General features: G+C 51.7%; 12 protein-coding genes and 2 tRNA genes. 6 read left to right on the forward strand and 8 right to left on the reverse strand.

The genetic code is table 11. The features are described 5' to 3' along the window. Positions 1 to 223: 223 nt before the first annotated feature. The 3 genes from ruvA to QQ91_RS20155 form a co-directional block, all read right to left on the reverse strand. Complete coding sequence (gene ruvA, locus QQ91_RS20145) at positions 224 to 856, reverse strand: Holliday junction branch migration protein RuvA (RefSeq protein ID WP_166283522.1); 633 nt, start codon at positions 854 to 856, stop codon at positions 224 to 226. A gap of 98 nt (positions 857 to 954) precedes the next feature. After that, positions 955 to 1,419 carry a single-stranded DNA-binding protein gene (locus tag QQ91_RS20150; protein ID WP_166283524.1) on the reverse strand — a complete coding sequence of 155 codons (465 nt, stop codon included), beginning with the start codon at positions 1,417 to 1,419 and terminating at the stop codon, positions 955 to 957. 222 nt (positions 1,420 to 1,641) lie between these two features. Next, entirely contained in the window at positions 1,642 to 3,141 is a 1,500-nt protein-coding gene (locus tag QQ91_RS20155) for a type IV pilus twitching motility protein PilT (RefSeq protein WP_236096237.1), read from the reverse strand. A gap of 600 nt (positions 3,142 to 3,741) precedes the next feature. Here QQ91_RS20155 and QQ91_RS20160 point away from each other — a divergent pair. Together QQ91_RS20160 and wecB are read left to right on the forward strand one after the other, a co-directional pair. Continuing rightward, entirely contained in the window at positions 3,742 to 4,122 is a 381-nt protein-coding gene (locus QQ91_RS20160) for a hypothetical protein (RefSeq protein ID WP_166283526.1), read from the forward strand. A gap of 206 nt (positions 4,123 to 4,328) precedes the next feature. Then, a complete protein-coding gene (gene wecB / locus QQ91_RS20165) occupies positions 4,329 to 5,444 on the forward strand; it encodes a non-hydrolyzing UDP-N-acetylglucosamine 2-epimerase (protein WP_166283549.1) in 1,116 nt (371 codons plus the stop codon). Positions 5,445 to 5,534: 90 nt separating this feature from the next. Here the strand turns inward: wecB and petD are convergent, their stop codons facing one another. Continuing rightward, a complete protein-coding gene (gene petD, locus QQ91_RS20170) occupies positions 5,535 to 6,020 on the reverse strand; it encodes a cytochrome b6-f complex subunit IV (protein ID WP_166283573.1) in 486 nt (161 codons plus the stop codon). A gap of 21 nt (positions 6,021 to 6,041) precedes the next feature. Continuing rightward, entirely contained in the window at positions 6,042 to 6,710 is a 669-nt protein-coding gene (petB, locus tag QQ91_RS20175) for a cytochrome b6 (protein WP_166283596.1), read from the reverse strand. A 437-nt stretch (positions 6,711 to 7,147) separates the two neighbouring features. On the opposite strand from petB, the gene QQ91_RS20180 reads away from it, so the two are divergent. Together QQ91_RS20180 and QQ91_RS20185 are read left to right on the forward strand one after the other, a co-directional pair. Beyond that, positions 7,148 to 8,377 (forward strand): S41 family peptidase, encoded by a 1,230-nt coding sequence (locus QQ91_RS20180; RefSeq protein ID WP_166283584.1) that lies wholly within the window; start codon positions 7,148 to 7,150, stop codon positions 8,375 to 8,377. Between the two features lie 3 nt (positions 8,378 to 8,380). Then, positions 8,381 to 9,619: an HD domain-containing protein gene (locus QQ91_RS20185; protein ID WP_166283586.1), complete on the forward strand. Its 1,239-nt coding sequence runs from the start codon at positions 8,381 to 8,383 to the stop codon at positions 9,617 to 9,619. On the opposite strand, the gene QQ91_RS20190 is transcribed toward QQ91_RS20185, so the two are convergent. After that, positions 9,616 to 9,978, reverse strand: a complete 363-nt coding sequence (locus QQ91_RS20190; protein WP_166283588.1) for a hypothetical protein — start codon at positions 9,976 to 9,978, stop codon at positions 9,616 to 9,618. The two genes, QQ91_RS20185 and QQ91_RS20190, sit on opposite strands and share 4 nt — an antisense overlap. Before the next feature lie 245 nt (positions 9,979 to 10,223). On the opposite strand from QQ91_RS20190, the gene pedR reads away from it, so the two are divergent. Further along, a complete protein-coding gene (pedR, locus tag QQ91_RS20195; protein ID WP_166283590.1) occupies positions 10,224 to 10,502 on the forward strand; it encodes a photosynthetic electron transport-dependent transcriptional regulator PedR in 279 nt (92 codons plus the stop codon). Then, positions 10,502 to 11,218 (forward strand): DNA/RNA nuclease SfsA, encoded by a 717-nt coding sequence (gene sfsA / locus QQ91_RS20200; protein WP_166283592.1) that lies wholly within the window; start codon positions 10,502 to 10,504, stop codon positions 11,216 to 11,218. The genes pedR and sfsA overlap by 1 nt, the downstream gene beginning before the upstream one ends. Before the next feature lie 347 nt (positions 11,219 to 11,565). Here sfsA and QQ91_RS20205 read toward each other — a convergent pair. Together QQ91_RS20205 and QQ91_RS20210 are read right to left on the reverse strand one after the other, a co-directional pair. After that, positions 11,566 to 11,637 (reverse strand) — tRNA-Thr (locus QQ91_RS20205). 11 nt (positions 11,638 to 11,648) lie between these two features. Continuing rightward, positions 11,649 to 11,730 (reverse strand) — tRNA-Tyr (locus QQ91_RS20210). Positions 11,731 to 11,937: the final 207 nt, after the last annotated feature.

Raw genomic sequence — 11,937 nt, forward strand, 5'->3', positions numbered from 1 at the left:
CTCATTCTGCTTAAGCTATTGCAAGAACAGCGTTTCAGGTATTCTCATTAACAATTCTTATTGCACTGACCAACTACGACGATTGTTTGGCCACTTACCGCATTAAGGACTGGCTATGCCGCTACCTGGAGCAGCATCAGATTCGCTTTCGCTGCTCATAGTTGCCCGTCATAGTTGCCTGGGCCCGAGGACGATACCGAGCATCAAAACGCTCTGTAGTACCCTATTCCTGCTGACTGAGCCAGGCAATGGCCTCCCGCAGCCAGGCCCCTGCATCCTCCTGCTTGGCCAGGGCTTGGGTCTGTCCCACCGTCCTTAAAGCTTGCATAACCTCTTGGCTGGAATAGCCCAAAGCCAGCAGGGTCATCTCCACCTCTTCCAGCACAGCGCCCACGGGTCCCGCACTCGGTTGAGTTATCAATCCAGACCGGTCACGCCAATCGGAGAGCTTTGCTTTTAACTCAAGGGCAATACGCTCAGCTGTTTTCTTGCCAACTCCCGGAGCTTGACTGAGAAGCCGTGTATTGCCCGAGACAATGGCCTGCACGAGATCGGGCATGGGGAGAGTATCAAGAAGTCCCAAGGCAAGCTGCGATCCAATACCGCTCACGCTGGTTAACTGTCGAAATAAATCTCGCTCCGCCGCGCTCCCAAAACCGTACAGAAGCCACTGATCGTCTCGCACCTGTAAATGGGTAAATACCTGGCACACCTCCCCAAGGGCGGGGAGAGTCTGCACAAATCGAGCCGTTACCCAGAGATCGTAGCCAATTGAGTTCACTTCGAGCGTCAGCAGCTGGCGGTGACTCTGGGGGGATTGCCAACCTATGACTTGACCCTTTAGGTAAGAATACATTGCACCTCACACCCACAACGCAGCAGCCCTTAACCCTCTCGCCCTGTCAAGCCCTCCTGTCCCCAGAAATTGTCAGACTTAAGCTCAACTCATGGCTGTTAGAAGGGAATATCATCAAAGTCAGTTTCAACGGCGGGGGGGGGACTAGGCATGGCTGGAACGACGGTGGCTGGGGAGGCAGATGCCGGGGACGGACCCACGGGTTTAGATTGGGTGGAGGACGGCAGGCCACTGCTGCTCCCTCCTGATAAGGACATCCCGGCCCCAACCGGATGCAGCCTAGAGATCGTCATCTCCGCGACCTTTTCCTTATAGCCTTCTGGGCGATCAATGGTGTTCATGGCAAGCCGACCTTCTAGAATGACCGTGTCACCCTCCCTCACCTGCTCCTGAACCTGCTGACCCAGGTTTCCCCAAGCCACCACTTTCAGCGGAGATTTAGGATCATCAGCACGGAGAGGGTCAATGTGAACCATCATTTCTGCGATCGCCATCTGACCGTCTTGGGTGTATCGCAGTTCTGGTGCCTTCACCACTTCTGCCATGAATACACAGCTATTCATTGGATCACGCTCCTTCGCAATATGCTTTTGGGCGCTCAATCGCGCCTGAATTTCCACTCTATCGAATCTTGTTATCGCTCGAGGAAATTTTTCTAAGTTTTTAAGCCTTTCTTAGCCCAGGGTGCGCTTAAAGGCAAAGCGAGTCTTTATCCTGGATAAAGACTCGCTTGATCTCAGACTGGCCATTTAGCACCTGGCCAGACCTTACACCTATAGACAGGGCTATATACGGCCTCTTAAAATTTGGGCCATTTCGTTGGGCTTGGGGGACGCCTCTAGAGCGGTTTCCTCATCAATGCGCCCTTCTTCGTAAAGCCGATAGAGGCACTGGTTCATCGTGACCATGCCATCGTAGGTGCATTCTGGAATCAGTGCTTCAATTTCCTCAACATCCCCTCGCAGAATGTAGTCCTTGACCGCATCGGTATTAATCATGATTTCGTGAATGGCCGCTCGCTTTCCATCAGTGGTTCGCACCAGTGACTGGGAAATCACGCCGACCAAAGACTCTGCAACCTGCATCCGCATTGGCCCTTGCTCTTCAGGATTATATAGGTTCAAAATCCGCTCAATAGTTTTGACGGCACTGTTCGTGTGCAAGGTTCCAAACACCAGGTGACCAGTCTGAGCCGCTTTGAGGGCTGTATTCACTGTTTCTCGATCGCGCATCTCCCCAATCAGGATCACATCTGGATCCTCTCGCAGAGAAGCTTTAAGGGCATTGTCGAACTTGTGGGTGTGAATTCCGACTTCCCGCTGTCGAATCAGAGACTTACGGCTTTTATGAACAAATTCAATCGGGTCCTCAATGGAAATAATATGCTTGGGCATATTTCCATTAATGTGATCCACCATCGCCGCCAGGGTGGTAGATTTTCCAGATCCGGTGGGTCCCGTTACTAAGATTAACCCCTTGTGATAATGGCACAGATCCTGAAACACAAGGGGAAGATTGAGTTCCTCTAAGGTCAAGATGCGCAGCGGAATCAAACGCATAACCATAGCTGGGCCATGCAGCGAGATGAAAATATTGATTCGCACCCGCGCAACTCCTTCGTACTGGGTTGCTCCGTCAAATTCCAGAGTTTCACGGAATCGCTGAATCTGCTGCGGATCTAAAATTTCTTCCAGCCAACAGTCAAAGGTCTCCAGATCGGTGATGGGATGCTTACCCACAACCATCTGACCGCGATCGCGGAAGCGAGGACGCTCCCCAACCCCCAGGTGAATATCAGAAAAACCGCTGTTAAAAGCCTCTAGAACCAGTTTTTCAATGGTTACTCCGTTCTTTGGCTGTCGTGGAGCCCGAGGCGGCGCCAGGGTACGGGTTGTTGAAATAGGAGTGGTCTCAGAAATCTGCTGAGTGAGCTGCTGATCGGCAGGGGGCACGAGTGTTGGCAGTTGAGGCACAGGCTGGGTCCCCAAAGAGGGCATCAATGGCTGAGTGCCAATGGCCGACAACTCATCGACGGAGGGCGGAATCGGAGCCGTTTGCGGCCCGAAGACTGATGGAGATGGATCCGCCCCTGCCTGAAGCGCTTCAGTTTTAAGCGACGTTGGGCTCTCCTCAGGCGCGGAATGGGGAACCGACAACACCTCATCCACGGCCTCCTCTGGAAAGAAGACAAGCTCCGTATTCTCCGCTCTATTTTGTTGCGGGAAGGCGCTTGAAATGGGCGGTGGAGGTGGAACAGAGAGGGGAGCGCGAGGTTCGTTGTTCATAATTTATGACGCTTTAGAACGCTATATCATCAGACAGACCAGAAACGGAGCAGCAGATCACATAATATTACCGCTTGCAGCCAGTAGCTTCTGAGATCAGTATGGACCGATGACGACCCAAGTTTAACGATGGAGGGAGACCAGTGGAGTCCGCGCCCCTTTTTGGGATATTGCCGGACCCATCCATTTGATCCCCTTGATATAAAAGGGGTATCGTCTGAGACCTTTGAGAGAAAATACGGAGCCATTATTCTGAGAAAATCCCCCCGCTTTTATAAACTTGTATTGCAGCTTCGTCGTGAAATGGGGTCACCGACAGCATTACAACCAGGCCCCGGCAAACCCGATTCCTCAGGGGATCACTGCGTAAATAGGACAAGTCAGAGAAAAAACAATCAAACCGCAAACCATTCTTGCCAGACCTGATCCTAGAGAAGTGAAGCAGATCCTCCTTTTGGAGGCCGTAAAATCCTGGCCTGTAAATTTTGTTAACAACTTCTTCAGGTATGCAAGGGGTATTCCTTATACTAAAAAAACTTGATTCACTACTTTAGCAACTCATCACAACAGCTATCTTTATTGATGCGCGGGAGGAATAATATGACAGTTGCCCAAGCTCCTCAAGTTAGAACCGATAAGTATGATTTCTTAGTCATCGTTAAAAGTTTTTTGATTTGGACCTTTGCATTGACAGTATCTTGGTTCGTAGTGGGCTTCCCAATCGTTGCTATCATGGCAACCCTAGGGGCTTTGGGAGCCGTCGTTTTGCAAGCTGTAATTCCCATGAGCTCAGTGCTTGTGGTGGCGGGCAGTCTACTACTGATTAATGTTGTTGGAATTCTGTTTGGTGCAGCCTTTTTATCGGTACGTGGAATCCGGCCGGATCAGGTAAGCTGGCTCCGGTGGCTGGATGCCAACAACAATGAGTCTAACCAGCCGGTGTATGCTGCATGTCCCTTGACCTGCGATCGCACCCTTTAATTTTTAGGGCCACCCGGCTTAAGTTCTTCGTCATCACACTGCGACTTGTGAATTTACTCCATTAAACAACTCTCGAAATTATGCATGGTGTAAGAAATGCCGCCTCTACAGGCGGCATTTTTTGTGCCACCAGATCAAGGGGGGAGAACTACCCACCAGGTTAAATTTTAAGCTAGTGTTATTCAGCACACCGATGCTAGTCCAATATGTCCTACCCTGCTATCAAAGTTTGCATTACGTTGGGAACTCGACCAGAGGCCATTAAGCTTGCCCCCGTAATTAAAGCATTTCAGGATGATCCCCACTGTCAGACTCAGGTTATCTTGACCGGTCAACACCGTGAGATGGTCGAGCAGGTTATGGGTTTATTTCAACTCACTGCGGATCATGATTTAGCCATCATGAAACCCAAGCAAACTTTAACTGAAATCACCTGTGGAAGTCTCCAAGGACTGGAGTCTTTATTTCAGGAACTATCGCCCCATCTAGTTTTAGTTCAGGGAGACACCACCACCGCTTTTGCTGCCGCGCTAGCAGCCTTTTACCAAAAAATTCCGGTGGGCCACGTCGAGGCAGGCCTGCGCACGGATAACCTGTTCAATCCCTATCCCGAAGAAGCCAATCGCCGACTGATTTCTCAGATTGCCCACTTCCACTTTGCGCCGACCTCAACCGCCCTGAACAATCTCCAGCGTTTCGGGATCGTCAACCGCGTATACTGCACAGGCAACACCGTGATTGATGCCCTGTTATCAGTTGCCCAGCTCAATCCTGTCTGCAACATTCCCCACCTGGATTGGCATCAGGGTCGGACAATCCTCGCCACCGTCCATCGGCGGGAAAACTGGGGCCCCCCTCTAGAGGAGATTGGCGCAGCATTTCTGGAAATTCTAGAAACCTTTCCCGATGTAAAACTCCTATTGCCCCTGCACCGTAATCCTGTGGTTCGAGAGCCCCTCAGCGCCAAACTCGCCGCTCACCCCAGGGCTTTTCTCACCGAGCCATTGGATTACGGGGAGTTGGTGGGAGCCATTCAACGCTGTACGCTGCTATTAACCGACTCAGGTGGATTACAGGAGGAGGCTCCTAGCCTAGGAAAACCGGTTCTCGTCTTGCGTGAAAATACTGAACGTCCCGAGGCCATTGAGGCTGGCACTGCCAAGCTTGTGGGGACCAGGACAGAAAGCATTGTGGAGCACACTTCGACATTGTTAACAGACTCCCAAGCCTACGAAACCATGGCCAGCGCCATCAATCCCTTTGGGGACGGGACAGCCGCCCAACAAATCCTGAAGATTGTGCAACAGAGCGATTTGTTCTAACCCAAGGGGGCAATCCACAATCCATTCAGACAAATAAAAAACGGGGGGAAGCTCCCCCCGCCCGTGATCTTCAGATGAAATTGGATAGCCCTAGAAGAGTCCCAGGGTCAGAGACTTATCAATGGGGAAAGTTGCTCCAATGCCAAGCCAGAGCGTGACAGCAGTCCCGAACAGGAAGACGCTCATCGCCACAGGACGACGAAACGGATTTTGGAACTTGTTGACGCTTTCAATGAAGGGAATCAGCATCAACCCCAGCGGAATGAGGGTTTGGAGTGCGATGCCAAGTAACTTGTTTGGCACAACACGTAAAATTTGAAAAACAGGATATAAATACCACTCTGGCAAGATTTCTAGCGGAGTGGCAAATGGATTTGCAGGTTCACCTACCATTGCAGGGTCAAGCACCGCCAGACCCACAATGAGTGCAATGGTGCCCATGATCACAATGGGGAAGGTGTACAGCAAATCGTTGGGCCAGGCTGGCTCACCGTAGTAATTGTGACCCATGCCCATTTTGAGCTTTGCGCGGAGCTTTGGGTCGCTTAAATCGGGTTTTTTTAAGACTTTTGCCATGGATTAACCTCTATTTTCTGCTTACAATGGACCAGAAATGCCTTGCTTACGAATCATCAAAAAGTGAAGCAGCATAAAGACCGCAATCAACCAAGGAAGAACGAAGGTGTGCAGGCTGTAAAAGCGAGTTAAGGTCGCTTGTCCCACGCTTGTCCCACCTCTCAAGAACTCGACAATCGTGCCGCCCACCACTGGAATTGCTTCAGGAACACCAGAAACAATTTTTACGGCCCAATATCCGACCTGGTCCCAAGGAAGAGAATATCCAGTTACGCCAAAGGTGACGGTAATAACCGCCATGGTAACACCGGTCACCCAGGTCAACTCACGGGGTCGCTTAAATCCACCGGTTAGGTAAACGCGGAAGACATGGAGAATCATCATCAGAACCATCATGCTGGCAGACCAGCGGTGAACCGAACGGATCAACCATCCGAAATTCACCTCGTTCATGATGTACTGAATGGAGTTATAAGCTTCAGCAACGGTGGGTTTGTAGTAAAACGTCATTGCAAAGCCGGTTGCAAACTGAATGATGAAGCAAACCAGCGTAATCCCCCCGATGCAGTAAAAAATATTGACATGGGGAGGCACATACTTACTGGAGATATCATCAGAGATCGCCTGAATTTCAAGGCGCTCCTGGAACCACTGATAGACCTTTGAATCAGTTACCTGTTTCGTGAACATGAAGCCGTAATCCTGAAATTGCGTTGCTCGTCTATTAAAAGAATGTAACACAGTCTTAATATGCAGCGGGGGAACGGGGCAGGATTTCTGGGGTTTCGCAATAATCTTTACAAATAGAGGGGTTACAGCAATCTCAGTCACCCCAAAATCAGGATAAACTGCTGGCTTTACCCCCAGATTCTGAATGTTTTCAGGGGTGGGCCTCAGGCCGGGAAGCACAGGCAGGCATCCTCGGTGAAGAGCAATTCATCACGGCAAGGGGTCTAGGTATTACAGTGTAAAGCAGTGCCCCAGATGCAGCGCTGACTTCACGCAGCTCTTTTTTAAAAAAGATCTCGATCTTGGAGGCGCGTAGCCAAGGTTGTCCTGAGTCCAGAGCCATCAGCCTCTCGTTGGAAGACGGGGCTAACAAGGGCTAAATTTTGCACAAATTCCCGATGAAACGCAAATTATTACAAATTACTTTGATTCTTTTGGTGCAGATTTGTTTGGGATTGGGATTTTTGCCCGCGGCCCAGGCGATGACAGAAGACCAAAAGTTGTTCAATGATGCCTGGCGAGTGGTCAATCAGGCTTACGTTGATGAGACCTTTAACCATCAAAACTGGTGGGCATTAAGGGAAAAGGCCCTCAAGAAACCCTTTGCCAATCGGGAAGCGGCTTACAGTGCGATTCAGGACCTCCTGGGAAGTTTGGAGGATCCCTTTACGCGCTTTCTGCGTCCGGCTCAATACCGCAGCTTGCGCACTAGTACGGCTGGGGAGCTTTCTGGCGTGGGACTTCAGGTGATCACTAATCCAGAAACGGGACAGTTGGAGGTTCTTTCTCCCATTGTGGGATCGCCAGCGGCTCAGGCGGGGTTAAAGGCTCACGACATTATCCTGGCCATTGATGGGCAAGATGCCACTCAAATGAGTTTGGATGAAGCAGCGGAGCTCATGCGGGGGACTTCAGGAACCACCGTTGTTTTGACGATTCAGACCGGCAGCGATTCCCAGGCTAGTCACGTTTCCAAGGTGTCCATTCGACGCGATCGCATTGAGCTGCATCCCGTCCAGACCGATCTGCGCACCCTACCCGAGGGGGGATCACTGGCCTATATTCAGCTCAATCAATTTAATGCCAACGCTGCCCCAAAAATGCGCGAGGCCATTGACCAGATGGAGAAGCAGCAGGTCCGGGGCTACATTCTGGATTTACGAAATAATCCTGGAGGGCTACTGCAAGCTGGGGTGGAAATCGCTCGATACTGGCTGGATCCAGCCATCATCGTCTATAGCATTGATCGCCACAGTATGCTGAACAGTTTTTCAGCAACTCAGGAAGCCCGAACCCATGCCCCCCTGGTGGTTCTCGTCAATGGCGGAAGCGCCAGCGCGAGCGAAATCTTAGCGGGCGCCCTGCAGGATAATGAACGAGCCACCTTGGTGGGAGAAACGACCTTTGGCAAGGGGTCTATCCAATCCTTATTTGATCTCCCTGACGGTTCAGGGATGGCTGTGACCATTGCAAAATACGAAACGCCCAATCATCAGAACATCAACAAGGTGGGCATCATCCCTGACATTGAGGTTAAAGCAGAAGGTCTGTTGCCCAGTCAGTTTGGCACCCCGGACGATCCACAGTATCAAATTGCGGTGAGTACACTCAGGGCTCATTTAAGCTAGGCCATGGCTGCGGAACGAAGCTATCATGACCCGCTCCATGGCGCAATCACGTTGAGATTTGACGATCCAGTCGAAGCGCTGTTAATTCAACTGATTGATACCCCTGAGTTTCAGCGGTTAAGACGAATCCGACAGCTGGGCGTTGCCAGCTTGACCTTTCACGGAGCGGAGGGTTCGCGCTTTACCCATTCCCTCGGCACGATGTTTATTGCTCGCCGGGCGTTTGCCAGGCTGAGCGATCGCCACCCCCATCTTCAGCAATATCGGGCCTTAGTGCTCTGTGGGGCGCTGCTCCATGACCTAGGCCATGGACCCTTTAGCCATACAGCGGAGGAAATTTTTCAAACCCATCACGAGGCCTGGACACAGCGCATCTTGATGGAATCACCGCTGCTCCAGTCGCTCCTAGATCAATTTTCTCCTCACTTGACCCGCCAGCTAGTCCGGCTGTACTCGAAGGCCCTGAACGTCCCCATCCTGAGTCAGCTCGTCACTAGCCAATTGGACTGCGATCGCCTGGATTATCTCATGCGCGACAGCTACTTTACCGGGGCGTCCTACGGCCATCTGGATCTGGACAGAATTTTACTGGCCCTAGATTACGATCCAGACAGTCAAGAGCTCGTGGTCGCCCGCAAAGGGCTAGCTGCGATTGAGCATTATTTAATCGTGCGCTACTTCATGTATGCCCAAGTGTACAATCATCCCAAAAATATTGCGGCTGCTTGGGGGCTACGCCAGGCCTTTCGTCGGGCAGCAGCCCTAGTCGCCTCAGGCCATCCTCTGGAGGTAGACGAGACTCTATATGCCTGGCTTGCGCGATCGCCCCACCTGACCCTGGAGGAATACCTGGCCGCTGACGATATTGTATTCACCTATCACCTGCAGCGATGGTGCTACGCGGCCGATCCCATTTTGCGCGATCTTTGCCAGCGCTACCGCGATCGCAACCTGTTCAAAGCACAGGATATTAGCCACCTGGATCCGGAGGGGGGTGATCAGCGCCTGAAGGCAGTGCACCGGCAACTCACAACCCTGGGACTAGCGCCACCCTATTACGCAGGTATCCAGGAATCCACCATGCGGGGCTACACCCACTATCAGCGTGGGATTAAGCTTCGGGCTCAACAGCAGCTCTACCCCATTAGCGAAATTTCCCAACTGGTTCCGGCCCTGATTCAGCCCTTGCAGAAACGCTGGCTCATTTATCCCCGTGAAGTTGGCGCAATGGCGATCTCCTAGGGCGAAGCAGTCAAACTATCTTCCCAACCGCAGCGATCACAGTTCCAGGTGAGGCGAGGACCATGGCCTAACTTGTGACCGCATTGGGGACAATGCCCAGAAAACATCGGATGGGATTCAATTTGTTCAAGCTGCTCCAAGAGCGAGAGCCGCGATAGGGCAGAGGCGTGGACTTCTAGACCTGCTTCAGGGTAGCCCAGGTCTGGAAACTCCCCCAGTCCCGCTGGCCAGGGCTCGAAATCCTGACAGGGCGCTCCATCGGGACCGCCAGGATGGAGCGCACAAACTAGATACTCGCTGAAGGCATTGTACTGACAGCGATCGCATTGCGGTATTCTGCATAGCTTTGGGTTGACCATATTTGAATCCAAGCGCCCCTGAAGATCATCAAGTCTCACCCCCCGCAAGTCTCATCCCTATTGCCCTAAACATTGCTCTAGACGCCCGAATTTTGACGTCTTAGCCCAAGCCAGCCCTTCCCAGGTCTTGCGCTCCATCCCAGGCTTGGGAGGATTCCTTCAAAAGGATACAGTAGCATTCTGCTGCCCAACTCCGTACAATGAGGGATAGGCACTGAGTATTTATACAGTTACACATTAGGCGCATGGCTCTCGAAAAGTCCCCAGACCATAAGCTTCAAGCTCTGTCAGATCGAGAGATTCAAGTCTTAGAGCTGGTTGCAGCTGGGTTGACAAACGAGCAAATTTCCAAGCAGCTAGAAATCAGCAAGCGCACGGTGGACAACCATATCAGCAACATTCTAACGAAAACCGCCACTGAAAATCGGGTTGCTCTGGTTCGCTGGGCCTTGCAGTGGGGAAAAGTTTGCCTGGAGGACGTTAACTGCTGCGCCCTGCCCAATCCCAACCCCAACCTGCCCTAATGGCTGCATGGTTCTATCCCTACCCCCCCCTGATACCAGGAACTCTAATCAAGCGATACAAGCGTTTTTTTGCCGATATTGAGCTAGAGGACGGGACCTTAATCACGGCTCACTGCCCGAACACCGGACCCATGACCGGCATTTGCATCCCCGGTCAACCTGTGATGGTTTCTGAGAGTCACAATCCAAAGCGGAAACTCAAGTACAGCTGGGAGTTAATTCAAGTCGACAGCCCCCCCACCTGGGTTGGGGTTAACACGCATCTCCCCAATCGCGTTGTCCACCGTTTGCTGACCGAGCGGGTTCTTGCCCCCCTGGCTCAGTACGAAGAATTAAAAATGGAAGTTCCCTATGGTCAGGAGCGTAGCCGCGTGGATTTCCTCCTCACCTCTAGCAAGGATCCCTCCATCTACGTTGAAGTCAAAAATACCACCTGGGCGGAGAAGACTTTGGCACTTTTTCCCGATACGGTGACCACGCGCGGGCAAAAGCATATTCGGGAGCTTGTGGCAATGTTGCCTTCTGCCAGGGTCAGCATGCTGTATTTCGTTAACCGGGGAGACTGTACAGCCTTTGCACCCGGAGATTGCGCCGATCCTCTGTATGGTCAACTACTGCGAAGCGCGATCGCCCAAGGATTAGAAGTTTACGCTTGCAGCTTCAACATCAGCCCTGAGGGGCTCTGGTATCAAGGGCTGCTAGAGCTGCAAATTTAGTGCATTGCCTGCATACGGCAACGACGCCCTAGAAATCAATAGCCGAGGCACCTTCACCCCTTACCCAACCGCGGATAGGCATGGGGGTCACAGACATTGTTCGCGAGTTTGTGAGATTTTGTGGGACGTCGTTTCCCCTGGATCACTCTTTCTCTGATCCCTTCAGGTTCGTTAGTTCTCAAGACTGGGTGTGAAAGCCATGCCCCGCAACTGTTTTCTGGCACGACCTTCATTCTCAAACCAAAGCCACCGAGTCTGTGTCGTGGCAATGGGTTCCTCAGAGAGTCTTGGAGAAATGAAGCATCCCGTCATCTCTCTGGCTCCTTTGCCCCCTGATCTTTGAATAAAGCCCATGACGAGAATTGAACTCGTGACCTCACCCTTACCAAGGGTGCGCTCTACCGCTGAGCTACACGGGCAACTGACTCAATGGGCCGGGCTGGATTCGAACCAGCGTAGGCATAGCCAGCGGATTTACAGTCCGCCCCCATTAACCACTCGGGCACCGACCCATATTGAATCAACAGTTTTTAACTATAGCACGGTCGGGCACGTTTGAAAAATATCTAAAAAATCTTTTGCTTCCTCTAACCTCCCAACACAAGTGATTTCATTAAGGAGAAAGCAACCCTTCATTGGATAGACTACCAATTTAAGGCGGGACAGTTTTGAGAAAAATGTATTTTTTGGGAGAGTGCTCTAACCAGGGTTGATCCTGG

This window comes from Lyngbya confervoides BDU141951 (assembly GCF_000817775.3).
GTDB lineage: Bacteria > Cyanobacteriota > Cyanobacteriia > Thermosynechococcales > Thermosynechococcaceae > Lyngbya > Lyngbya confervoides.